Origin of the sequence: Massilia sp. Se16.2.3 (assembly GCF_014171595.1) — a bacterium.
In the GTDB taxonomy this organism is placed as follows: Bacteria; Pseudomonadota; Gammaproteobacteria; order Burkholderiales; family Burkholderiaceae_D; genus Telluria.
Genome location: NZ_CP050451.1, coordinates 4809625 through 4831928, shown reverse-complemented (window position 1 = coordinate 4831928; position 22304 = coordinate 4809625). Strand labels below are relative to the sequence as shown.

The following is a 22304-nucleotide window of genomic DNA, read 5'->3' as shown; positions in this document are numbered from 1 at the left end:
GATGCATTGAATCCCGATATATCGGGTAACGACATAGTAGCACTGGAAATTTGCTTGTCAACAAGAAAATGAACGGGTAGGCGAGAGCGGAGTACGCCAGCAATCTCGAGGACACAGCTTCGCAACGCTTAAGCAACATCAAGCGCCAACGTTAAGTCACGCGCGCACGCAAGATACACATCTTGTCAAAAGCTGAACGAGCGAGTACTGTACATCCATCCAGTACTTTGCATTCTCTCTATCATGTCTTGTTCACAAAATCTTGCCGCGCCGGAAGATTTGCACCCTTCGCTCTGGCGCGCTTCGCAACTGGCGCGGGCAGGTACGCGTTGTGTCGATACCGGTCATGCGGCCCTGTCGAGCCAGCTGCCCGGAGGCGGCTGGCCGGTCGGCACCCTGGTCGATCTGCTCCTGCAACAGCCCGGCATCGGCGAAATGCGCCTGCTGCGCCCGGCCCTGGCGGCGGCGACCGGGCGGCGCATCGTGCTGCTGCAGCCGCCCCATACGCCCCAGGCGCTGGCGCTGGCCGCGCTCGGCGTGCCGCCTTCCCAGCTGATCTGGCTGCGCACCAGCCGCGGGGCCGATGCGCTGTGGGCGGCCGAGCAGGTGCTGCGCAGCGGCAGTTGTGGCGCGTTGCTGTTCTGGGCCAACCACGCAAGAGGAGAAAGCCTGCGCCGCCTGCACCTGGCGGCCCAATGCGGCGAAACCCTGTTCTTCATGATGCGTCCGCTCGCCAGCGCGCAAGATTCCTCGCCGGCTCCCCTGCGCCTGTCGCTGCGCCCCGCTCCCGGCGGACTCGACATCAGCTTCGTCAAACGCCGGGGACCGCAGCGCGATGCGCCGCTGTTCCTGCCCCTTAACCCTATCGTGTTCCAACGTCATGCGTCTGTGGATCGGCCTGTATTTGCCCCAGCTGCCGCTCGAGGTGTTCAGCCCGCACTGGTGCAGTGACACCGGTTGCGTCGTGCTCGAGCACGAGCGCGTGCTGGCGGCGTCCCCGGCGGCGCGCGCGGCCGGCGTCACCCTCGGCATGCGCCGCGGCGGCGTCCTGATGCTCATGCCCGAGGCGCGCATTGTCGAGCGCTCGCCCGAACGCGAAGCCGAAGCCCTGCACGCGGTGGCAATGGCGCTGCTGCAGTACACGCCGCAGGTGGCGCAGGCCGAGGAAGCGACCCTCCTCATCGACATCGGCGCCAGCCTGCGCCTGTTCGGCGGCATCCGCGCCCTGTGCCGGCGCGTGCGCGCCAGCCTGCGCGCGCTGGGTTTTTCCGGCTACCTCAGTTGCGCGCCCACCGCGCGCGGCAGCTGGATGCTGGCACGGCGCCGCGCGGGGCGGGTCCTGACGATCGATGCGCTCACGCGCCGGCTCGACCGCCTGCCCGCCACCCTGCCGCCGCCCGCGCGCGCCTATGCCAGCTGGTTCGAAGGCATCGGCTGTGCCGACCTGGCCGCGCTGCGGCGCCTGCCCCGGTCCGGCCTGCAGCGGCGCTGCGGCCGGCCCCCTGCTCGACATGCTCGATGCCGCCTATGGCATGGCGCCGGAACTGTTCGAATGGGTCGAGGCGCCCACCGTGTTCCACGCGAAGATCGAACTGTTCGACCGCATCGAGAGCGCCGATGCCTGCCTGGCCGGCGCCGAGCGCCTGGTGCAGCAACTGACCGGCTGGCTGTGCGCGCGCCAACTGGCGGTCGAGCGCATCACACTGCTGCTCGAACACGAGCGGGGCAGGGTGGCGCGCGCGCCCACCGCCGTCGATGTCGCCCGGGCGAACCGACCTGGCGCGACGAGCATCTGATCCGCTTGCTGAAGGAGCGGCTGGCCAAGCTGGTGCTGGAAGCCCCGTCATCGGCCTCGCGCTGGATGCGGCGCAGTTGCAGCCGATGGCGCCGCCGAGCGAATCGCTGTTTCCCGAGCCGGGCGGCACCGAGGAAGACCGGGTGCGCATGCTCGAACTGCTGGTGGCCAGGCTCGGGCCCGACAACGTCCTGCAGGCGCTGCCCCAGGCCGATTATCGACCGGAGGTGGCCAACAGCTGGGTGCCCGTGCAGCAGAAGGTACGCCAGGCAGCGCGCGACGCCCAGATGCCGCCGGATGTCCAGAGCCTGCCGCGCCCGACCTGGATCCTCGCCAAACCCATCGCGCTCCTGATGCGCAATCACCGTCCGTTTTATGGCTCGCCGCTGAAAATGGCCTCGACGCCCGAGCGCATCGAAGCCGGCTGGTGGAGCGGCACGCAGACGCGCGATTATTTCATCGCCGAGGGGCAGGACCATACGCTGTATTGGGTGTATCGCGAGCGCATCGTCGGCGCGGGCGAGGATGCCGAGCCGAGATGGTTTTTGCATGGTTTGTTTGGGTGAGCGTTTTGGCGTTACCTATGTCGCCATGGGCCTTTGGGTGGGCCGTGCCTGGCCTGTAGTCAAAGCTGGATACGCAGACGTCCCAGCCAAATCACTTGCTTGTCTTGATGGCAACAGCAACGTACACTGAGCTATTCCGCGCGTCCGCTATCGGGCCAGGAGCAGACGAAACCTCAATGGATAATTTTGTTTTTGAATGACGACGCTGAGCAAACTGGAAGAACTTGCCGATGATAAGTCGCAACCTTCTGCCACCCGCAGAATTGCTGGAGCGTTAGCCTCAGCAATCAACGATTGGCCTACTTTTGAACTCGACTCATTCGAAGCTTATGTCCTCGAGCTTAAGAAAGAGATAGGTGGAGTGCTGACATGGACTGATGTGATGCCAAGCTCGATAGCTACTCATGCGCGGACGACGCGTGGAAAGCTGAGTCGCTTTGCGGGCTTCTTAAGGCTTGGGATATCACTGATAGAGAAGTGGTTCTTGATGAACTCGTCAGTCGAATGGGGCTGGACGCCTGAATCAGCTTCGGTCCGTTTTGGTCGGAAACGGACGTTGACAGAAAAAAATGGCGGCTAGGGGCCCCCGCAACGCACACACGATAGAACGGAAACCCCGGACGCCGTTTCGCGTCCCCGAAAATGAAGGAAGCATGCCATGCCGCTAGTTGACCTTGATCTTCCTCACCCTTTCAAGATGCGAGGCGGATGGGCAGCACTCGCAGCCGTGCTTGGCGCGAGAGGATGGGGACGCGACGCCTGCGCAACGCCCGACGAATGGTTCTACCACGACGGCGGAGGCAACTGGGCCTCCCTTCGCTTCGTCGAACAGGACAAGGTCCTTCTCATTGGTCATGACCACGAGTACTCCGAAACCTACTTTGGCGAGGCGGCAACGTACTTTGGCGAAGAGGAGACGGACCTGTTGAGTGGCGCGCCGGACTGGTGGGCTAGCAAGCTCGACCTCCCACCGGTTGGGGAATGGATAGGTTTCATCTACGGGTGGAACGGCCAGACATGGCAACGAGCGCAATACAGCAAGCCCGATGGCTTTGACCAGGTGGGCCTGCTTCGGGCGTGCAGCCTCACGGGCATGCAGCAGCTGGAGCAGTCGGCAGCAGATGCGCCGGGCCTGGACGGCGTGCCTTCAAGCGACGCCCTTCGGGCTCTGGTTTCAGCTGATGCGGAGATAACCCATGAACTACTCGCCAGCGCCGTGCCGGGATGGGATATACAGGCGGGTGTTGCCGCTGCCCGGAGATTTCTTGAGATGCGTCTGTAGGCTGCATGTCCGCTCTCCGTTTCGCTGGCTGATGGCTTGAATCGAAGGTCGTAAGCGGACGGTGACAGCAAAAGTGATGGCTGGGGTGACCCGGCCGATGAATGCAGGATAGAACTGAACACCGTGCCCTGGTGGCACCCGCACCAGCCGGAGCCTTACAAGGAAAAATACATGGTCATGATGCTGGAACGAGCGGCGCGTCGCGTTGGCGCTGCCCTGGCGATGTTCACGGCCCTCGCAGCCTGCGACCGCCAGACCGCCGGTGCGACAGGCCAGTCATATGAAATCGTCACGCAAGTGCGGCCGGAGTCGCTCGAGGCCTATATGAAAATTCCTCGCAAGGCCTACGACGTGTGTGCGCTGGCGCGCGAGGCGCTGAAGCTTCCACCCCCACCGCCGCTGGTAGTGTTGCCGGCCGACTTCGTGATCAAGCGCAGCACCTATCTCGGCAGCGGGAAGGGCTACCTCATCCGGCATGAGGAATTTGTCGTCGATATCAACGATATGGCGCCGGAAACGGGCTGCAAGACGCGCATTGGTTCGACACTCGAAGAGAGCGTGGGGCGCGACGGAAAGATATACGCGCAGCGGCGCGCACTCGACGGTCAAATAGAGGTCGATGAGCCAACGCCCTTGTTGCAGGATCCTACGAATGGGGCTTCCAAAGGGGTTTCCTACACCGAGAAAAGAATGGTCGGCGGTATGGCCGTGCGCTGCGTACCCGCCGCCCTGCTCAACGCCCAAGTGATGGACAGGTGTGCAGCCGACACGAATGCGGGTCTGCTGCGGGATGGAGCGAACGACCCGATCGTCCTGCATGCGCGTGACGTGATTCCCGTGTTCGACATGGTCGTGCGGACCGAGCCGGTCAGTGTGCAGGTTGGCAAGCCCGTCCCTCAAGAGCGCATTGTGCTATCAAAGGCCAAATGATGGGAGCGCTGAACAGCATGGAAAACCGATGAAACGATGATCGGATTCAGCACCCATTTTTACCCTTGCATCGGGCAGGCCAGCAGGTTGCCGCAATCGGAGGACCAATGAGCAAAGTACTGATCGTCACCGGCGCGAGCCGGGGTATCGGAGCGGCGATTGCGCTGCGCGCCGCCCGCGAAGGATATGCCGTGGCAGTCAATTACCGCCACGACGAACGTGCGGCAGCGAGCGTGGTCGATCGGATCCGCGCAGGTGGCGGCAGGGCGCTGGCGGTTGCTGCGGATGTCGGCGCCGCTGGTGAAGTAGATGCGATGTTCAGGCGGGTGCACGAGGAAATGGGGCCCGTGTCAGCGCTCGTCAACAATGCGGGTGTTACCGGCCGCATCGGGTCGTTCATGAACACGGATCCAGCTTCCATTGAGGAAGTATTCCGCATCAACGTGCATGGAACAATGCATTGCTCCCGTGCCGCGGTGGGCGCATTTCGCAGGTCTGCCCAAGGCGGCGTGATCGTCAACCTGTCCTCGGCCGCCACCCTATCGGGCAGTCCCGGGGAATACGTGCACTACGCAGCGAGCAAAGCTGCGGTCGAGGCCTTTACGCTGGGCCTGGCGCGCGAACTGGCGACCGAAGGCATTCGCGTGTGTGGCGTATCGCCTGGTTCCACGCTCACAGACATTCATGCAGCGGCAGGCGAGCCCGAGCGGCCTGCGCGCGTTGCTCCCCGCATTCCCATGGGGCGTCTTGCGACACCGGAGGAAATCGCAGAGCCAGTGGTGTGGCTGCTTTCGGGCGCAGCTTCGTATGTCACCGGCAGTATATTGCGCGTTTCAGGCGGGCTATAAAGCGAATCGATATGCTGCGTAAATCTCTTTCTCCTACATAGGCAGCTACTGTCCCCAGTGGCAATGAGCTCGGACTCAACCGCCGCTTCCACTTCTGCCCGCGCCTACAACTTCCCGATCTGCCGATTGATCGCCTTCACCGCCCGCTCGTTCCTCTCGCTGTACCGGTCCGTCAGGTACTCACTGCGCCCGCGCATCAACAGCGTGAACTTGACCAGTTCCTCCATCACGTCGACAACCCGGTCGTAATAGGCCGACGCCCGCATGCGTCCCTCGTCGTCGAACTCCTTGTAGGCCATCGGCACCGACGACTGGTTCGGGATCGTGAACATGCGCATCCAGCGTCCCAGCAGGCGCAGCGTGTTGACGACGTTGAAGGACTGCGAGCCGCCGCAGACCTGCATTACGGCCAGGGTGCGGCCCTGGCTCGGGCGGATCGCGCCCATCTCGAGCGGGATCCAGTCGATCTGGTTTTTCATGACGGCGGTCACCGCGCCATGGCGCTCCGGGCTGCACCAGACCTGGCCCTCGGACCACAGGCACAGTTCGCGTAGCTCGACCACCTTCGGATGCGTCTCGGGCGCGCTGCCCACCATCGGCAGTTCCATCGGGTCGAAGATGTTGACCTCGGCACCGAAGTGCTCGAGGATGCGCGCGGCCTCGAAGGTGAGGAAGCGGGAAAACGAGCGCTCGCGCAGCGAACCGTAGAGCAGCAGGATGCGCGGCGGGTGGCGCATGTCGCCGACCGGAGCGAGCTTCTCGACGCTTGGCACATCCAGCAGCTCCGGCCGGATGTTGGGCAGGTGCGGGAGCGTGCTCATTTGATGCGTTTGCCTTCGGCATCGACCACGGCCTCGCCGTCTTCCTTCGCAAAGGCGCCACCCTGCGGCAGCGGCAGGATGTCCAGCACGGCTTCGGAAGGACGGCACAGGCGCACGCCGGTCGGCGTCACGACGAAAGGGCGGTTGATCAGCACCGGACGCGCGAGCATCGCATCGATCAGTTGCTCGTCCGTGGTGCCCGGATCGGCGAGGCCCAGCTCGGCGAAACGCGCTTCCTTCTCGCGTACGGCCGCGCGCACCGGCAGGCCCGCGCGTGCGATCAGCTCGACCAGCGTCGCCCGGTCCGGCGGGTTCTTCAGGTAGTCGATGACGGCAGGTTCGATACCGGCATTGCGAATCAGGCCCAGCGTGTTGCGCGAGGTGCCGCAGGCCGGGTTGTGATAGATGGTGACGTCCATGTTGTAGAACCTTTCTTAGCTCAGGCGCACGGCGAGCGCGCACAGGGTGATGAAGAGGATGGGCAGCGTCAGCACGATGCCGACGCGGAAGTAGTAGACCCAGGAGACCTGGATATTCTTACTCGACAGCACGTGCAGCCAGAGCAGGGTGGCCAGGCTGCCGATCGGCGTGATCTTCGGACCCAGGTCGGCGCCGATGACGTTCGCATAGACCATCGCTTCGCGCACGGCGCCGGTGGTCGCGGTGGCGTCGATCGCCAGCGCGCCCACCAGCGCGGTCGGCATGTTGTTCATGATCGAGGACAGGATGGCGGTGATGAAGCCGGTGCCGAGCGCCGCGCCCCATACTCCGTACCCGGCACACAGGTCCAGCAGGGCGGTCAGGTAAGCCGTCAGCCCGGCGTTCCGCAGGCCATACACCACCAGGTACATCCCCAGCGAGAAGACGACGACCTGCCACGGCGCGCCACGCAGCACCGCGCGCGTCGAGATCCGGTGCCCGCGCGCGGCAACGGCCAGCAGCAGCGCCGCGCCCACGGCGGCCACCGCACTGATCGGGACACCCATGTCGTCCAGCCAGAAGAAGCCGGCCAGCAGCATCGCCAGCACCCACCAGCCGGTAACAAACGTGGCGCGGTCATGGATGGCCTCGTTGGGGCGCTTCAATTGCCCGAGGTCGTACTTCGCCGGGATGTCCTTGCGGAAGAACCAGACCAGCGCCGCCAGCGTCGCCGCCACCGACACCAGGTTCACCGGCACCATCACTGATGCATAGCGTGCGAAGCCGATGCCGAAGTAATCGGCGGAGACGATGTTGACGAGGTTCGACACGACCAGTGGCAGGCTGGCAGTGTCGGCGATGAAACCGGCGGCCATCACGAAGGCCAGCGTCGCCTGCGGCGTAAAGCGCAGCGCAGCCAGCATGGCGATCACGATGGGTGTCAGGATCAGCGCCGCGCCGTCGTTGGCGAACAGGGTCCGCCACCGCCGCGCCCAGCAAGACCAGCAGGACGAACAGGCGCCGTCCATTGCCCTTGCCCCAGCGGGCCACGTGCAGGGCCGCCCATTCGAAGAAGCCCGCCTTGTCGAGCAGCAGGCTGATGAGGATGACGGCAACGAAGGCGCCGGTGGCGTTCCAGACGATGTTCCACACGACGGGGATGTCGGCAATCTTGACGCTGCCGGCGAGCAGGGCGGCGACGGCACCGGCACCCGCGCTCCAGCCGATGCCGAGCCCCCGCGGCTGCCAGATGACGAGGACGAGTGTGGCGAGGAAAATCAGGGAAGCGATCAGCACCGGCGTCACTCCGTCTTGCACACGTTGCCGGTTGCCGCGCCGCAGGGCACGCCCCCGCAGCAGTTCTCGGTGAGGAAGCCGATCACGCCGTTCATCGTCGCGATGTTCGCCGAATAGATGATGAAGCGGCCGTCCTGGCGCGCAGCGAGCAGGCCCGCATGCGTCAGCTCCTTCAGGTGGAAGGACAGCGACGAGGCCGGCATGCCCAGCTGCCCGGCAATCCTGCTCGCGGCCAGGCCCGCCGGCCCCGTTTGTACCAGCAGGCGGAACACCGCCAGGCGGCTTTCCTGTGCCAGCGCGGCGAGGGCGGCGAGTACCGGCTTCGTATCCATGTGCTTCCTGTGCAATGCAAAAAGGATAAATTATACGACATGAATACGACACTTCCAGGAATGTAGAAACGTGTTGACAGCGTGTGAAGCTCGCCCTATTCTTTATTCGTAGATTGACGAATTACGAAAGAGAACGATGACGACCTGTTGTGAAGCGAAGGAAAGCACGGTTGCGCCGGCGATTGACGCCGATGAGCTTGCCCTGCTGTGCAAGGCGCTTGCCCATCCGGCGCGGGTCGAGCTGCTCAACTACCTGTCGGCCTTTGGTGCCTGCTATTTCGGCAGCCTGACCGACGTGCTGCCGCTGGCGGCATCGACGATTTCCCAGCACGTCAGCGTGCTCAAGCAGGCAGGACTGATCACGGGTTCAGCCAACGAGCAGCGTGTCTACTATTGCGTGAACGCGGAGCGGCTGGCCCAGTTGAAGCAGATGATCGCAAATCTCTGAAACATTTTTACCGATGTGTTCGTTATTCGACGAATGCCTAATAGCATCCTCACCCGCAGTATCCAGGCTGATCAACCGGGAGATACCATGAACCAGACCGTCCACCCCCTTCCCGTCGCCGTGCTCGGCGCAGGCCCCGTCGGCCTCGCCGCGGCCGCCCACCTGGCCGCGCGCGGCATCGTGCCGCTGGTGCTGGAAGCGGGCGCGCAGGTGGCGAGCAACCTCGAGACCTATCGCCACGTCCGCCTGTTTTCGCCATGGCGCTACAACGTCGACCGCGCGGCCCGGCAACTGCTGCTGGCGGCAGGCTGGCGCGTACCCAACCCGGAAACCTTGCCGACGGCGGGGGAGCTGGTCGACGATTACCGGCGCCGCTTGCCGCCCATCCTGCGATCGCCGCGCATCTGCACCTCTCGCATCGGGTGATTGCCATCACCCGCGCCGGCTTCGACAAGGTGAAAACGCGCGGCCGCGAGCATGCGCCTTTTGTCATTCGCGTCGCCACGTCCCAAGGCGAGCGTGAATACCTGGCCAGCGCCGTCATCGACGCCACCGGCACCTGGTCGCAGCCCAATCCCCTCGGCGCCTACGGCTTGCCGGCACGAGGCGAAGCCGCGCTGCGCGCGCACATCGCCTACGGCATGCCCGACGTGCTGGGGAGCGAACGGGGGCGCTATGCCGGCCGTCGCGTCCTCGTCGCCGGTGCGGGCCACTCGGCTGCCGGATCCCTGCTGGCGCTGGCGACGCTCGCCGAGCAGGCAGCAGGCACGCGCGTGGCCTGGGCCATCCGCGGGACGCAGGATGCAAGGCTGTTCGGCGGCGGCGTGGCCGACAGCCTGCCGGCGCGCGGTGAATTGGGCATGCGGTTGAAGGCGCTGCAGCAGGCCGGCCGGCTGGAACTGCACGGGGCATTCCGGATCGTGTCGCTGGCGCGCACCGACGGCGCCATCACCGTGCGCGGCGAAGAAGCTGCTGTCATCGAAGGCATCGACGAGATCATCGCCGCCACCGGCGCCCGCCCGAACCTCGACATCACGCGCGAACTGCGGGTGCGCCACGACCCCTGGCTGGAGAGCACCGACCTGCTGGCGCCCTTGATCGACCCGAACGAACATAGCTGCGGCACGGTACGGCCGCATGGCCACCGCGAGCTGGCCCATCCCGAGCAGGGCTATTACGCGGTAGGCGCCAAAAGCTATGGCCGCGCGCCGAACTTCCTGATGGTGACCGGCTACGAACAGGTACGCTCGGTCGTGGTCCGCGCTGGCGGGAGATCTGCGCGCCGCCGACGACGTGCAGCTGGCGCTGCCGCAAACGGGCGTCTGCGGCACGCCGGCCGGAAGCGCACCAGGCGCAAGCGCTTGCTGTGGCGGGCCGGCGCCGGAGCCGTCGGCTGGCTGCTGCGTCGCGGACGTCCAGGCAAGGGAAGCGGGAAAAGCCGGATGCGGTTGTACCCCGGCGGCAGCCGCGCCGGCGGCAGGGGACGCGCTGCTGTTCGTAAGCCGCCGCGGCACGGGTACACACTACACGTTGACCGTGCTTTCGACGAAGCCTGACCCACTGAAGACACGCGCCGCGTTGCCGCGTTCGGCCTGCCAGTGCAGCTGGCGCCGCTCGGACTTGCCGCGCTCGGCCTGCGCCTGCGCCAGTGCCTGCAATTTGCTGGCCAGGAGCTGGGTAGCCAGCCGCTTGTTGGCCAGCTGGCTGCGTTCGCTCTGCACCTTGACCGACAGGCCGGACGCCAGGTGGGTGGCACGAATGGCGCTGTCGGTCTTGTTGACGTGCTGGCCGCCGGGACCCGACGCGCGCATCGCCTCGTAGCGGATCTCGCCAGCGCCGTCCGGCAGCACCGGCGGGGCAAACGCGGCGCCGCTGATGAACCAGTTCTTGCGTTTGTGCCCCGGCCGGTAAGGGCTCTGGCACACCCACAGCAGGGTGCCCGACCAGCGCCGGGCGAGGGCGGCAGCCGCGCCGCCATCCTCGCCATCGAGCTCGAGCAGCACCGAGGCGCAGGTGCCACGCACCGGGCCATCGAGCATCTCGACGACCCGCATGGCGACGCCGCAGGCGCGGGCCTCCCCTCGTGCAGGCGCGCCAGCGCGTGCGTCACGGCCAGGCAGCATTCGGCCGGCCCCGTATTGGCAGACAGTTGTAGCCAGATCATCAGCAGCACTCCCCACGCGTCTTGTAGGTCAGCACGGGGCGGCTGCGCGCGACCACCGTCGCCAGGCCGGCGCCCAGCAGGCAGTCGAGCACACTGTCGACCTTCTTGTAGGCCTGGGGCGCCTCTTCGTAGATCAGCGCACGGTCGGCGCAGATGACGCGTCCGCCCAGGCTGGTCCGGCTCAGCTGCGCCGGCGTGGCCAGGTCGACCAGGCGCGCCTTGCAGTCGCTGCGCCCCCACTTGCGTCCCGCGCCGTGCGCCAGCGAATGCAAACTCGGCGCATCCGCGTGCAGCCGCGGCGCCAGCAGGTAGCTGTAGTCATCGCGCGAGCCCGGCAGCACGACCAGGCCGACGTCGGCGGGTGTGGCGCCCTTGCGGTGCAGCCAGCCATCGACACCGTCGATGTGGGCGGGCAGCACCGTGTTGTGGTTCACGTCCAACACCGGCGTGCCGCTGCAGCGCAGGCGCGCGAGAATGCGTACTGCGATGACCCGGCGATTGAGCTCGGCGTAGCGCAGGGCCGCATCGTGCCGGGCCAGGTAGCCGGCCGCGTCAGGCGTGTCCTGCGCCAGGCCGCGATGGCCGAAGGCGTCCACGTGGCCACGCAGGATGGCTTCGCCCAGCCCGCGCGAGCCGCTGTGCACCAGCAACTGCAGGCGCTTCGGCGCCAGACCCGAGGCGGCGAATAGCGCGTCGTCCTCGACATGGTCGACCGCCTGCAGTTCGGCGAAATGGTTGCCGCGTCCGATCGTGCCGAGCGAGCGCAGGTGGGAGGTGTCGAGTCCCGCCGCGCGCAGCGTTTCGGCCAGTTCGGTACGCAGCCCGGCCAGCAGTGGATCGCGCGCTTCGAGGAGCGGCCATTCCTCGTCTTCGAGCGGCGCGTCGAGGTTGGCCAGCTGCTTGTCGATCTTGTCGAGCCTGGCCTTGGCGACGGCCAGGTCGGTTTGCCACAGCGCCATGCCGCAGCCGATATCGTTGCCGACCAGGGCGGGGTAGAGGCGCCCCAGCGAAAAGAAGGCGGCGCCGACCGGATAGCCACGGCCGGGATGCAGGTCCGGCAAGCCCACGACCCGCTGCATGCCATCGAGCTGCGCGGTCGTCTCGAGTTGTTGTACTGCTGCGTCTTCGAGCCACAGGCGCGGCGACGCGATGATCTTGGTGCGATCAGAAATATCTTGAACAAAAGTGCCCATGCGATACCAATCCAGAAATAGAAAAGGGATTGGGTGCTGGCAATACCGGCGCGATGGAGCGCCTGACCAAACTGTCAGAGCCCGTGAAGGCGGGCCTTCACTGCAAGGCGACGCCAAGGCGCGACACCGAAGACAATACTGATCTAGGGCGAGACGGCGCAAGGCGGCTATGGCGGTTTTGTCAGGTGCTCCAGGCGGCTTGTGCCGCGGATGTCAACGCAGGAGGGAAAATGCCAGACCCAGGAAAGTCGATGCGGTGTCGTGGTAAGTCATGATCGTTTCCTTCCTTGAAAGATGGGTTGGCGAAGAAGTGCGCCATCATAGTAGCGGTTTGTCAACATTGCAAGTGATTTCGTGGTTCCGCGCACAGCCCTGCAATTTCGGGACTTGTTTACCTGAGCTGCCAGACCATGGCACACTAGAACGATTATTTCATTAAGGCACCATTTTCGCCATGAGTCATACCATCGACGTCGTGCCTGTGCTCCCGTCACACTGGTTCAGGAGCAGCAGCAACTTGCAAGTGGCCATTCATGGCGTCCTGGACGGTCACGACCCCGAGCAGGTGCTGGTGCGCATGGCCGCGCTCGTCAAGCAGGAAACGGCGCAGCTGCGCGCCCTGCTGGACGCACCCGGCACCGTCGTCAAGCGCGGACTGGACCGGGTCACGGCCGAGAAATACCGCCACACCCTGGCGCAGATCGGCTGCGATTGCCGCATCGGCAGCGACGAAGCCGCATCCGGTTCGCGCCCGCGCAATGCGTGGGAGGCACTGCAAGCCGACGCGCAGGCCGGCCATCCGGAGGCCCAGTTCCAGCTCGGCATGGCATACGCGAAGAAGGCCGGTGTCGCCCAAGGCGACGCGCTGGCGGCCGCCTGGATCGAAAAAAGCCGCCGCCCGGGGACATGCCGTCGCCGCGACCGTGCTGGCCGACTGCTATCGCGGGGGGCTGGGTGTGCCGCGGGACGAAGCCATCGCCCTGCGCTGGGCGCGCATGGTCCGCGCAGGCCGGTTTGCCGGAAGGCCAGTACCTGCTTGGCCGCATGCTGCGCAGGGGCGAGGGCACGCCTGCGGACAAGAACGAAGCGGCAAGGTGGCTGCTGCGTTCGGCCGAACAGGGCTATGCACCGGCCCAATACATGGTCGGGTATGACTACCTGACGGCGGGCCGGCAGGCACCGGCCGCGCTGTGGCTGACGCGGGCCGCCGAGCAGGGCGAACCCAACGCCCAGACCTGCCTGGGCGTGATGTGCCTGCAGGGCGACGGCGTGGCGCACGATCCGGCGCGCGGCATCGCGCTGCTGTCGAAGGCGGCAGGGCAGGGTATTGCCTCGGCCCAGCACAACCCGGGCGTGACCTTCGCCGAAGGAAACGGCATCGTCCCCGACCCGGAACAGGCGCTGGCCTGGTACCGCAAGGCGGCGGCGCAGGGCTATGCGCCGTCCGAGTTCGAGCTGGGCATGTGCTACCGCACGGGGAACGGCTTGCCAACCGACCTCGCGCGCGGCCATGCGCTGATCCGGGCGGCGGCCGAGAAGGGCTATGCCGAGGCGCAGTTCTCGCTTGGCGCCATCCTGCTCGAGGGCGAAGGGCCGCTGGCCGCCGACCCGGACGCGTCCGAACGCTGGGTGCGCAAGGCCGCGGCCCGGGGACACCCGGAGGCGTGCCGGATCGTCGGGCTGATGGCTTGATGGCGTGCGGGCCTTGCCCGCCTGCGCCAACCCGTGCAGAGTAGCGCCTTCGTCAAAACAGGGAACCCCATGCGCACCGAACGCGTCGAATTCGCAGGCCCGCACGGCAGGCTCGCGGCCAAGCTCGACCTTCCCACAGGCACTCCGCGCGCCTATGGCATCTTTGCCCATTGCTTCACCTGCAGCAAGGACGTGCTGGCGGCGAACCGCATCGGCCACGGACTGGCCGCGCAGGGCGTGGCCATGCTGCGCTTCGACTTCGCCGGCCTGGGTGCCAGCGCCGGCAACTTCAGCGACACGAATTTTTCGTCGAACGTGGAAGACCCGGTGGCGGCAAGCGCTTTTCTACGCGCGCACCATGCGGCGCCGCGCCTGCTGGTAGGCCACAGCATGGGCGGCACGGTCGTGCTGGCCGCCGCGCACCGCATTCCCGAAGCGAAGGCGGTGGTGACGATCGCCGCGCCGAGCGACCCGCATTATGTCGTCGACAAGCTGCTGGTCGAGCATCTCGACACCATCGCCCGGCTGGGCGAAGCGCGGGTGCAGCTGGCAGGGCGCGACTTCCAGATCCGCCGCCAGTTCGTCGAGGACGCGACCCGGCACCGGCTGGCGGACAGGATCGCGCATCTGGGACGCGCGTTGCTGGTGATGCATGCGCCGGCGGACGATACGGTCGACGTGGAGAATGCGCTGCGCATTTTCGGGATGGCGGCGTATCCGAAGAGTTTTGTATCGCTCGACGGGATGGATCACCTGGTGACGGGGAGGCATGACGCCGCACAGGTGGCGGCGGTGATCGCGGCGTGGAGCGCGCGCTATATCGATGGGGTGTAGGGTGGTCGGCTCCACCCGGGAGCGGGCGTTCCAACAATGTGTGCGCCGCCCACGCGTTCAAGCGGCCGGTGAAACCTCGCGGTAGGGTAGGCGGGTCTCCCGCCTACGCGTTCAACGGGCGGTTGAGACCTCGTGTCCGTGCAAGCAGGGTTTGAACGCGTAGGCGGCACAGTGGTCGCAGGCACGCCAATCGCAGGGTGGAGCCGCCTACCCTACCGGTTATTCGTCGAAATCTTCCGCCAGGTTCTTCCACCCGCGGCTCTTGGCAAACGGCGCGAACTCTTCCGGCGCTTCCAGCACGATCAGCTTGCGCTCCTGCAGCCCGGGATCGCTGAGGCCGAAGTCGGGGCCCTTGTAGCCGAGCGTGCGCAGGCGGTCGATGATGGCCTTGACCAGGACGGTATCCTGGTGCAAACCCGGATCGACCGGAGCGGCGAAATCGACGTACACGTCGATGATCCCGTAACCCTCGTCGAAAATGCGGATCGCCTTGACGTCGAGGGTACGGCCGGTGCTGTCCTTGGCCTGGAACGGCCCGGACAGTTCAATGTCGGAATCGGTAGTCATGATCCCAGCATACCAGTTTCCGATTATTTGAGCGCCTTGTAGATCGCTTCCAGCCGGTCCGGCGTGCCCGGGATGCGTTCCAGGCGCGGGTAGCGCAGACCGTCGTGGTAGTCGAGCGCGATGGTGCGCAGGGTGTTCCCCTTTTTCACCAGCAGTTCGATCGGCGCCTTGCCGCCCTTGGCCGCCTTGACTGCCGCCTTCAGCACTTCCGGCTTGTACACCTTGCTGTTCACCGCGACGATGGTCGCGTTCCCCGCCAGGCCGGCACGGAAACCGACGCCGTCCCAGACCACGTTGCTGATGCCGCCGTCGGCGCGCACCGAGAAACCCAGCGAATAGCTGAAGTCGGCCGACTTGCTGCGCTCCTCGGCGGCCTTGATGGTGTCGGTCGGGGTGTCGGTGTAGACCAGCTTCCAGCCGGCGCGCGCCAGGCCGTCGAGCGGGGCGCCCGGGCCGTGGCCTTCCACGCGGCTACGCAGGAAGGGCGCCCAGTCGAATTTCTGCACCTTGTTGAGCGCGGCCACCACGTCTTCGAAGGTATAGAAGGCCGGCAGCATGCTGCCCTTGTCGATACCGTAGAAGGCGCGTGCGAAATCGTCGAGCGAGCGCTTGTCGCCCGACAGCTCGCGGATCCTGGTGTCCACGTCCAGCCAGATCAGGGCGCCTTCCGAATAATAGTCTTCGCTGCGCTGCCAGTTGCTCCAGGCGAGCGCGCGGCGGCCGGCAATGATCGGGTCGTTCACGGTGTCCTGCATTGCGCGCCAGGCGCGGTCGGCGACGCTGTCGTAGCGCGCCGCGGTGGCGGCCAGCGCATCGCGTGCGCCCGCCTGCGAGACCAGGCCCGAACGCGCACCCAGGACGCCGCCCCAGTACTGGGTCTGTCCTTCATAGACCCAGAGCAGTTCATTCTGAAGCGGGGTGTTGAAGTTGGGGACGTTCTGGCCGGCCGGGCGGCGGAACTTGCCGTTCCACGAGTGCGTGTACTCGTGCGGCAGCAGTTCGCGCGTGGCTTCGTTGCGGGTCCACTCGGTGAAGTAGTTCGGCTTGACGCCGTTCTCGCTCGACTGGTGGTGTTCGCGGCCGATGCCGCCGAAATCGTCCGACAGCGCCAGCAGGAAGTCGTAGTGCTGGTAGTGGTGCGACCCGAACAGCTTGAGCGCCTGGTCGACCATCGCGCGGTGCGCGGCGATCTGCTCGGGTTTCGCTTCCAGGCTTTCCGGATTGTCGGCGACGACGTTCAGCGACACGCGCACCTTCGCGCCCGGGTCAAGGTCGAATTGCTTGAAGTGGCGGCCGGCAAACAGCGGCGAATCGATCAGGGTTTCCAGGTCGTGGGTCTTGAACTGGATCTCGTCGCCCGTGCGCTGCGCGGTTTCCAGCGCGGTGCCGTACTGCCAGCCGGCAGGCAGCGTGAGCGAAGGCTGTACCTGGATGCGGCGCGCCACATAGCCCGCCGGATAGAGCGTCACCGAGGGCCACTGCAGGCCGATGATATCGTCGGTCATGACAATGCGGCCCTGGCCCGGGTCGAGCGGCGACAGGAACTGGTATTCCGCTTCCAGGGTCGTCACGCCTTCGGGTACGGTCACGTGGAAGGCGAAGACTTCGACCGGGTCGCGCGTCCACTCGACCGGTTTGCCGTTGGCCGTGAACTTCAGGCCCGCGAACTGCGTCAGCGGGCCGCTCGGACCGTGGTTCGCCGGCAGCCATTGCGGGTAGAGGAAGGTCATCGGACCGGGTTTTACCGGCACCGACATGCGCATGCGGAAAATCTGCTGCGACAGATTCGTCGCATCGACTTTCAGCACGATGGTGCCGGGGTAGGGCTGGTCGACCGGGGCGGGCACGGCGGCCTGCGCAGGGAAGGCAAAGGCGAGCGCCAGGGCGAGGGTGGAGGCGGATTTTGCGGCGCTTGGAAGCAGGCGCGAGAACATGGCGTGAGAGGTCATCTTGTAGGGTAAGCAGGTCACTGAACCGGACGAGTGTAGCACGCAGAAAGTGCCAAAAGGCCATGTAACACCCGGAAACACGCATGCAAATAAAATTTGCAAAATCCGCCAAAAATCCGTATTTCGCATCCCTTGAAAAGTGCTCCGCATGGCATTAGATTGGTCCCAGCAGATGCTCACGATGAGGTCTGCCAACATATCGCTTAACTTTGACAAGGATATTTATCATGCGTACTTTTGATCTCGCACCCCTGTACCGTTCCGCCATCGGCTTCGACCGTCTGGCCAGCCTGCTCGAGCAACGCGCCGAGTCGGCCCCGAGCTACCCGCCCTACAACATCGAGCTGGTGGCCGAGGACAAATACCGCATCGTGATGGCCCTCGCCGGCTTTACCCGCGATGAGGTGGAAATCGTCGCCGAGCGCGACACCCTGCACGTGACCGGCCGCAAGCAGAAGGACGATACCCAGCGTACCTACCTGCACCGCGGTATCGCCGCCCGCGACTTCGAACAGCGCTTCCAGCTGGCGAACCACGTGAAGGTCACCACCGCGTCCTTCGACAACGGCATGCTGACCATCGAACTGGTGCGCGAAGTGCCTGAAGCGCTCAAGCCGCGCAAGATCCAGATCGCAGACGCCAACGGCACCATCGACAACGTCCAGCAGATCGAGCAGCGCCAGGCCGCGTAACGCAGCACAGGCAGTAGCGAAAAGGGTACCTGCGGTTTGGGTGCCCTTTTTTACGTCGGCCGGCGGACAGCTTTGTCCGCGTGGGCTTCGCAATCGTAGGGTAGGCGGGTCCCCCGCCTACGCGTTCAAACAGTGCATGCGCCGACGCGAGGTTTCGACAACTGCTTGGACGCGTAGGCGGGAAACCCGCCTACGCTACGTCATACACAGCGGCGCAAGGTCAGGCACACGCACCAGGCATAAAGATGAGCTTTAAGCATCTTCTAAGACAGATCGGCGACACTACAAAACATCGATAACAGCGTTATCGGCCAACCCTTTAATCCAGGAGCACGTCCATGCAAAACGAAGGTGCAGTTACCGCCATCACCGCAAAACGTCTCACGCTGGCGCTGTGCGCGGCGGGCGTTATTGGCGGCGCGGTCGGTGCGATTGCAGTCAATTCCAACAATGCCACCGCCCAGAATGCGGCTGCGACGCCGCCGCGGCACCCGCGCCGGCACCGGCACCAAGCGCGGCGCCTGCTGTCGCCGCTGGTGCGCCGGCTGCCACCGTCACGCTGCCCGACTTCACCCGCATCGCCAAGCAGAATGGCAAGGCGGTGGTCAATATCCGCGTCATGGGCAGCACCCGGACCAGCAATGGCGGCATGCCGCAGATGGATCCGCGCAGCCCGTTCTATGATTTCTTCCGTCAGTTCGGGGACCCGCGTGGTCCGCAACGCGACGCGCCCGTTTTCGGCGCCGGATCGGGCTTCATCGTGAGCCCGGACGGCGTCATCCTTACCAACGCGCACGTGGTGCGCGGTGCCAGCGAAGTCACGGTCAAGCTGGCTGACCGGCGCGAATTCCGCGCGAAGGTGCTCGGTTCCGACACCGCTACCGACGTCGCCGTGCTCAAGATCGACGCGAAAAACCTGCCGACCGTCCCGCTGGGGAACGGCCGCAACCTGCAGGTGGGCGAATGGGTGCTGGCGATCGGTTCGCCCTTCGGCCTGGAGTCGACCGTCACCGCCGGCGTGGTCAGCGCCACCGGCCGCAACCTGCCGAGCGACAGCAACGTGCCCTTCATCCAGACCGACGTCGCCATCAATCCCGGCAACTCGGGCGGCCCGCTGTTCAACACCCGCGGCGAAGTCGTCGGCATCAACTCGCAGATCTACAGCCAGAGCGGCGGCTACCAGGGCCTGTCGTTCGCGATCCCGATCGACGTCGCGGCCCGCATCAAGGACCAGATCGTCGCCACCGGCAAGGTGCAGCATGCCAAGCTCGGCGTCTCGATCCAGGAAGTGGACCAGGGCTTTGCCGACTCCTTCAACCTCGAGTCGCCCGAAGGCGCCCTGATCGCCAACGTCGAACGCGGCAGCGCCGCCGAACGCGCCGGCCTGAAGGTGGGCGACGTCGTGCGCCGCGCCAATGGCCAGCCGATCATCGGTTCGGGCGACCTGCCGGGCATGCTGGCGGTGTCGAAGCCGGGCGAGAAGGTGGCCCTCGACGTCTGGCGCGATGGCAAGATCATCCGCCTGAACGCGACGCTTGCCAACGCCAGCGACAAGGCCTCGCTCGAAGATCGCCGGAAGTCGCGGCCATGGACAAGGGCGCCAAGCTCGGCCTGGCCCTGCGTCCGCTCGAGCCGATCGAGCGCCGCCAGAGCGGCATCGCCTCGGGCCTCGTGATCGAGGACGCGGCCGGTCCCGCGATCGCCGCCGGCGTGCAGCCGGGCGACGTGCTGCTGTCGGTCAACGGCAAGCCGGTCTCGAGCGTCGAGCAGGTGCGCGAGATGGTCGGCAAGGCAACCAAGTCGGTCGCCTTGCTGATCCAGCGCGGGAGTGACAGAATCTTCATTCCGGTGCGGATTGGCTGAACGGGGTTTCGCCAGCGCAGCCGGGTAACACTCAAGAGGTAGATGATGCGGCTGTTGCTGGTAGAAGATGACACGATGATCGGCGAGGTAGTGCTCGACCTGCTGCGGGCCGAGCACTACGCCGTCGACTGGGTCAAGGACGGCGAAATGGCCGACACGGCCCTGGTGCAGAACCAGAACTACGACCTGGTGCTGCTCGACCTGGGCTTGCCGAGGAAGGACGGCCTGGACGTGCTGCGCGCCATGCGCACCCGCAAGGACCGCACCCCGGTGCTGGTTGCCACCGCGCGCGACTCCGTCGCCCAGCGCATCGCCGGGCTCGACGCCGGCGCCGACGACTATGTATTGAAACCCTACGATCTCGACGAACTGCTGGCGCGCATCCGTGCGCTCTTGCGGCGTGCCGCCGGGCGCGCCGAACCGGTTTTCGAATACAAGAACATCTCCGTCAACCCCGCCACCCGCGAAACCCTGGTCGATGGCGAACCGGTGTCGCTGTCGGCGCGCGAATGGGCCGTGCTGGAAGCCCTGGTCGCGCGCCCCGGCGCCGTGCTGTCGCGCGCCCAGCTCGAGGAAAAGCTCTACAGCTGGCGCGATGAGGTAAGCAGCAACGCGGTCGAGGTGTATATCCACGGCCTGCGCAAGAAGCTCGGCAGCGACTTGATCCAGAACGTGCGCGGTGTCGGCTACATGGTCCCGAAGGCATGAAGGTAACGCACTCGCTGCGCGGGCGCCTGCTCTGGTTCCTGCTCGCAGCCATCACCCTGGCGGCACTGGCGCAAGCCTCGATCGCCTACAACACGGCGCTGTCCGACGCCGACCAGATCTTCGACTACCACATGCAGCAGATGGCGCTGTCGCTGCGTTCGAGCACGCCGCTGTCGAACAGCGAGGCGCGCGAGCGCGTCGAAGCCGGTCCCGGCAGCGACGACCTGGTCGTGCAGATGTGGTCGCCCGACGGCGTGCAGGTCTTCCACAGCGTCTCGCGCGCGCGCCTGCCGCAGCGCGCGCGGTGCTCGGCTTTTTCGAACGTAAAGGCCAACCGCACCACCTACCGCGTGTTCTCGATCCAGACCGAAAACCAGACCGTGCAGGTGGCGCAGGACCTGGCCGTGCGCCGCAACATGGCCAGCAACCTGGCGCTGCGCACCCTCGGCCCCATCGCGGTGATGATGCCGATCCTGATGCTGGTCGTGTGGTGGGTGGTCAGCGGTTCGCTGGAACCGGTGGCGCGGGTGCGCTCGCAGGTGGCCTCGCGCCAGGCCGACGACCTGTCGCCGGTGTCGGAAGCGGGCCTGCCCGACGAGGTGCGTCCGCTGGTGCATGAACTGAACCTGCTGTTCGGGCGCGTGCGCACGGCTTTCCACGCCCAGCAGAATTTCGTCGCCGACGCCGCCCACGAGCTGCGCACGCCGCTGGCCGCGCTGCGCCTGCAGACGCAAAGCCTGGACCGTGCCGACAGCGCGGAAGCGCGCAAGGTGGCGGTGGGGCGCCTGACGGCCGGCATCGACCGCGCCACGCGCCTGGTCGAGCAGTTGCTGGTGCTGGCGCGCCAGGAAGCATCAAGCGGCGAGGCGGCCACGCGCCCGGTCGACCTGGCGGAACTGGCCCGCCGTACCGTCGGCGACCTGGTCGGCCTGGCCCAGGCCAAGGAAGTCGATCTCGGCCTGCAGCACGCGGACAGCGTCAGCATCGACGGCCAGCCCGACGCCCTGCACATCCTGCTGCGCAACCTGGCCGAGAACGCGATCAAGTACACGCCTGGCGGCGGTACCGTCGACATCGCCGTGCGCCAGGACAAGGACGCGGTTTCCGTCATCGTCGAGGACAGCGGCCCCGGCATCCCCGGGAAGAGCGCGAGCGCGTGTTCGACCGCTTCTACCGCGTGGCCGGCAGCGAGGCCGCCGGCAGCGGCCTGGGCCTGGCCATCGTCAAGGCCATCGCCGAGCGCCACGGGGCGCAGCTGATGCTGGGCACATCCGAACGGCTCGGCGGGCTGGCGGCCACGGTGCGCTTCCCGCTGGCGAAGGCGGCATGAGCATGGATGGGCACACAGTCCGCACCGGGAAGCGCGGCGGCTATTTTCTCGTCGAATGGACGAGCCAATGGGATCCTGACCTTGGCGAGCTGATCGGATACATTCCCGAACTGGTGCGGGGCCATCGGGTCGCGATCGTGTCGAGCGACAGCGGCCCCTACCCGGTGGATGAAACGATGCGCGCAGCCGGTTGGACGACTCCGCAGAACATCTCCATTAGCCCGATCATTGGTCTCGCCGATTTCCCGTACACACCGGGATTCGACGAATGGTACGTCTTCGATGCTGTGCCGTCCGTGCTGCCGTCGCATGCGTTCGTGAATGGATGGGGTTTCACTCCCTTGGCGGACGGCCATTCCGACACCGAAGCCTTCTGGGAGCAGGTCCAGGCAAGCCAGCCCTTGCATGTACTTGGTGCAGGCACGCCTGCCATGTTCCTGGTGACGCGCGACGCGCATCTGGCACGCCCCGCTGCCGCGTGGATGCCCTTGGAAGCGTAGGGTGGAGTCCTGACTCCACGCGGTACGTAGCAGGCACAGCGATATCGCAAGCGATGGCGGATACGGCTGCAACG

At 65.8% G+C, this 22304-nt stretch carries 21 protein-coding genes and 4 pseudogenes; 16 read left to right on the top strand and 9 right to left on the bottom strand.

Annotated features, from left to right (window positions below; translation table 11 throughout):
* Positions 1-243: 243 nt before the first annotated feature.
* From imuA to G4G31_RS22095, 6 genes and pseudogenes are all read left to right on the top strand, one after another.
* Positions 244-951 carry a translesion DNA synthesis-associated protein ImuA gene (imuA, locus tag G4G31_RS22120; RefSeq protein WP_182989411.1) on the top strand — a complete coding sequence of 236 codons (708 nt, stop codon included), beginning with the start codon at positions 244-246 and terminating at the stop codon, positions 949-951.
* A pseudogene (locus G4G31_RS22115) lies at positions 881-2361 on the top strand (DNA polymerase Y family protein). The gene imuA and the pseudogene G4G31_RS22115 overlap by 71 nt, the downstream one beginning before the upstream one ends.
* A gap of 196 nt (positions 2362-2557) precedes the next feature.
* Entirely contained in the window at positions 2558-2941 is a 384-nt protein-coding gene (locus tag G4G31_RS22110) for a hypothetical protein (protein WP_182989410.1), read from the top strand.
* 78 nt (positions 2942-3019) lie between these two features.
* Positions 3020-3643: a proteophosphoglycan 5 gene (locus tag G4G31_RS22105; RefSeq protein WP_182989409.1), complete on the top strand. Its 624-nt coding sequence runs from the start codon at positions 3020-3022 to the stop codon at positions 3641-3643.
* A gap of 171 nt (positions 3644-3814) precedes the next feature.
* On the top strand, positions 3815-4573 hold the full coding sequence (locus G4G31_RS22100; protein WP_182989408.1) for a hypothetical protein: 759 nt from the start codon (positions 3815-3817) through the stop codon (positions 4571-4573).
* Positions 4574-4680: 107 nt separating this feature from the next.
* Positions 4681-5421 (top strand): SDR family NAD(P)-dependent oxidoreductase, encoded by a 741-nt coding sequence (locus G4G31_RS22095; RefSeq protein WP_182989407.1) that lies wholly within the window; start codon positions 4681-4683, stop codon positions 5419-5421.
* Between the two features lie 104 nt (positions 5422-5525).
* Here the strand turns inward: G4G31_RS22095 and arsH are convergent, their stop codons facing one another.
* From arsH to G4G31_RS22075, 4 genes and pseudogenes are all read right to left on the bottom strand, one after another.
* Positions 5526-6242, bottom strand: a complete 717-nt coding sequence (arsH, locus tag G4G31_RS22090; protein ID WP_182989406.1) for an arsenical resistance protein ArsH — start codon at positions 6240-6242, stop codon at positions 5526-5528.
* Positions 6239-6661: an arsenate reductase (glutaredoxin) gene (gene arsC / locus G4G31_RS22085; RefSeq protein ID WP_182989405.1), complete on the bottom strand. Its 423-nt coding sequence runs from the start codon at positions 6659-6661 to the stop codon at positions 6239-6241. The genes arsH and arsC overlap by 4 nt, the downstream gene beginning before the upstream one ends.
* A gap of 15 nt (positions 6662-6676) precedes the next feature.
* Positions 6677-7958: pseudogene (locus G4G31_RS22080) on the bottom strand (arsenic transporter).
* Between the two features lie 5 nt (positions 7959-7963).
* The gene (locus G4G31_RS22075) at positions 7964-8290 is read right to left on the bottom strand and encodes a helix-turn-helix transcriptional regulator (protein WP_182989404.1); all 327 of its coding nucleotides are present in this window, start codon (positions 8288-8290) and stop codon (positions 7964-7966) included.
* A gap of 136 nt (positions 8291-8426) precedes the next feature.
* Here G4G31_RS22075 and G4G31_RS22070 point away from each other — a divergent pair, with 136 nt between their 5' ends.
* From G4G31_RS22070 to G4G31_RS22065, 3 genes are all read left to right on the top strand, one after another.
* Entirely contained in the window at positions 8427-8738 is a 312-nt protein-coding gene (locus G4G31_RS22070; protein WP_182989403.1) for a helix-turn-helix transcriptional regulator, read from the top strand.
* A gap of 87 nt (positions 8739-8825) precedes the next feature.
* Positions 8826-9164 carry an FAD-dependent oxidoreductase gene (locus G4G31_RS28715; protein ID WP_308600986.1) on the top strand — a complete coding sequence of 113 codons (339 nt, stop codon included), beginning with the start codon at positions 8826-8828 and terminating at the stop codon, positions 9162-9164.
* Complete coding sequence (locus tag G4G31_RS22065; RefSeq protein WP_308621856.1) at positions 9161-10294, top strand: NAD(P)-binding domain-containing protein; 1134 nt, start codon at positions 9161-9163, stop codon at positions 10292-10294. Before G4G31_RS28715 ends, G4G31_RS22065 begins: the two co-directional genes overlap by 4 nt.
* On the opposite strand, the gene prfH is transcribed toward G4G31_RS22065, so the two are convergent.
* The 3 genes from prfH to G4G31_RS22050 all read right to left on the bottom strand — a co-directional run bounded on the left by prfH (position 10262) and on the right by G4G31_RS22050 (position 12951).
* Complete coding sequence (gene prfH, locus G4G31_RS22060; protein WP_229425187.1) at positions 10262-10861, bottom strand: peptide chain release factor H; 600 nt, start codon at positions 10859-10861, stop codon at positions 10262-10264. The two genes, G4G31_RS22065 and prfH, sit on opposite strands and share 33 nt — an antisense overlap.
* A gap of 40 nt (positions 10862-10901) precedes the next feature.
* Positions 10902-12095 (bottom strand): RNA ligase RtcB family protein, encoded by a 1194-nt coding sequence (locus tag G4G31_RS22055; protein ID WP_182989402.1) that lies wholly within the window; start codon positions 12093-12095, stop codon positions 10902-10904.
* 490 nt (positions 12096-12585) lie between these two features.
* Positions 12586-12951, bottom strand: a complete 366-nt coding sequence (locus tag G4G31_RS22050; RefSeq protein ID WP_182989401.1) for a hypothetical protein — start codon at positions 12949-12951, stop codon at positions 12586-12588.
* A gap of 158 nt (positions 12952-13109) precedes the next feature.
* Between G4G31_RS22050 and G4G31_RS22045 the strand changes: the two genes are divergently transcribed.
* Complete coding sequence (locus G4G31_RS22045; protein WP_182989400.1) at positions 13110-13787, top strand: tetratricopeptide repeat protein; 678 nt, start codon at positions 13110-13112, stop codon at positions 13785-13787.
* Positions 13788-13856: 69 nt separating this feature from the next.
* Positions 13857-14621, top strand: a complete 765-nt coding sequence (locus G4G31_RS22040) for a S9 family peptidase (protein WP_182989399.1) — start codon at positions 13857-13859, stop codon at positions 14619-14621.
* 219 nt (positions 14622-14840) lie between these two features.
* Here G4G31_RS22040 and G4G31_RS22035 read toward each other — a convergent pair whose 3' ends face one another.
* Together G4G31_RS22035 and G4G31_RS22030 are read right to left on the bottom strand one after the other, a co-directional pair.
* Complete coding sequence (locus G4G31_RS22035) at positions 14841-15188, bottom strand: hypothetical protein (protein WP_182989398.1); 348 nt, start codon at positions 15186-15188, stop codon at positions 14841-14843.
* A 23-nt stretch (positions 15189-15211) separates the two neighbouring features.
* Positions 15212-17137, bottom strand: coding sequence for a M61 family metallopeptidase (locus tag G4G31_RS22030; RefSeq protein ID WP_182989397.1), 1926 nt, complete (start codon positions 17135-17137; stop codon positions 15212-15214).
* A 227-nt stretch (positions 17138-17364) separates the two neighbouring features.
* Here G4G31_RS22030 and G4G31_RS22025 point away from each other — a divergent pair, with 227 nt between their 5' ends.
* From G4G31_RS22025 to G4G31_RS22005, 5 genes and pseudogenes are all read left to right on the top strand, one after another.
* Positions 17365-17829, top strand: coding sequence for an Hsp20 family protein (locus tag G4G31_RS22025; RefSeq protein WP_182989396.1), 465 nt, complete (start codon positions 17365-17367; stop codon positions 17827-17829).
* 338 nt (positions 17830-18167) lie between these two features.
* Positions 18168-19692 (top strand): annotated as a pseudogene (locus G4G31_RS22020) (Do family serine endopeptidase).
* 45 nt (positions 19693-19737) lie between these two features.
* Complete coding sequence (locus G4G31_RS22015; RefSeq protein WP_182989395.1) at positions 19738-20400, top strand: response regulator transcription factor; 663 nt, start codon at positions 19738-19740, stop codon at positions 20398-20400.
* Positions 20397-21730: pseudogene (locus tag G4G31_RS22010) on the top strand (ATP-binding protein). The gene G4G31_RS22015 and the pseudogene G4G31_RS22010 overlap by 4 nt, the downstream one beginning before the upstream one ends.
* A complete protein-coding gene (locus G4G31_RS22005) occupies positions 21727-22230 on the top strand; it encodes a hypothetical protein (RefSeq protein ID WP_229425186.1) in 504 nt (167 codons plus the stop codon). The pseudogene G4G31_RS22010 and the gene G4G31_RS22005 overlap by 4 nt, the downstream one beginning before the upstream one ends.
* Positions 22231-22304 lie beyond the last annotated feature (74 nt).

Bases quoted from the DNA above. Each gene is read 5' to 3' on its own strand.
- imuA (WP_182989411.1), top strand. From the start codon at position 244: ATGTCTTGTTCACAAAATCTTGCCGCGCCGGAAGATTTGCACCCTTCG.
- G4G31_RS22110 (WP_182989410.1), top strand. From the start codon at position 2,558: ATGACGACGCTGAGCAAACTGGAAGAACTTGCCGATGATAAGTCGCAA.
- G4G31_RS22105 (WP_182989409.1), top strand. From the start codon at position 3,020: ATGCCGCTAGTTGACCTTGATCTTCCTCACCCTTTCAAGATGCGAGGC.
- G4G31_RS22100 (WP_182989408.1), top strand. From the start codon at position 3,815: ATGGTCATGATGCTGGAACGAGCGGCGCGTCGCGTTGGCGCTGCCCTG.
- G4G31_RS22095 (WP_182989407.1), top strand. From the start codon at position 4,681: ATGAGCAAAGTACTGATCGTCACCGGCGCGAGCCGGGGTATCGGAGCG.
- arsH (WP_182989406.1), bottom strand. From the start codon at position 6,242: ATGAGCACGCTCCCGCACCTGCCCAACATCCGGCCGGAGCTGCTGGAT.
- arsC (WP_182989405.1), bottom strand. From the start codon at position 6,661: ATGGACGTCACCATCTATCACAACCCGGCCTGCGGCACCTCGCGCAAC.
- G4G31_RS22075 (WP_182989404.1), bottom strand. From the start codon at position 8,290: ATGGATACGAAGCCGGTACTCGCCGCCCTCGCCGCGCTGGCACAGGAA.
- G4G31_RS22070 (WP_182989403.1), top strand. From the start codon at position 8,427: ATGACGACCTGTTGTGAAGCGAAGGAAAGCACGGTTGCGCCGGCGATT.
- G4G31_RS28715 (WP_308600986.1), top strand. From the start codon at position 8,826: ATGAACCAGACCGTCCACCCCCTTCCCGTCGCCGTGCTCGGCGCAGGC.
- prfH (WP_229425187.1), bottom strand. From the start codon at position 10,861: ATGCTGCCTGGCCGTGACGCACGCGCTGGCGCGCCTGCACGAGGGGAG.
- G4G31_RS22055 (WP_182989402.1), bottom strand. From the start codon at position 12,095: ATGGGCACTTTTGTTCAAGATATTTCTGATCGCACCAAGATCATCGCG.
- G4G31_RS22040 (WP_182989399.1), top strand. From the start codon at position 13,857: ATGCGCACCGAACGCGTCGAATTCGCAGGCCCGCACGGCAGGCTCGCG.
- G4G31_RS22035 (WP_182989398.1), bottom strand. From the start codon at position 15,188: ATGACTACCGATTCCGACATTGAACTGTCCGGGCCGTTCCAGGCCAAG.
- G4G31_RS22030 (WP_182989397.1), bottom strand. From the start codon at position 17,137: ATGACCTCTCACGCCATGTTCTCGCGCCTGCTTCCAAGCGCCGCAAAA.
- G4G31_RS22025 (WP_182989396.1), top strand. From the start codon at position 17,365: ATGCGTACTTTTGATCTCGCACCCCTGTACCGTTCCGCCATCGGCTTC.
- G4G31_RS22015 (WP_182989395.1), top strand. From the start codon at position 19,738: ATGCGGCTGTTGCTGGTAGAAGATGACACGATGATCGGCGAGGTAGTG.
- G4G31_RS22005 (WP_229425186.1), top strand. From the start codon at position 21,727: ATGAGCATGGATGGGCACACAGTCCGCACCGGGAAGCGCGGCGGCTAT.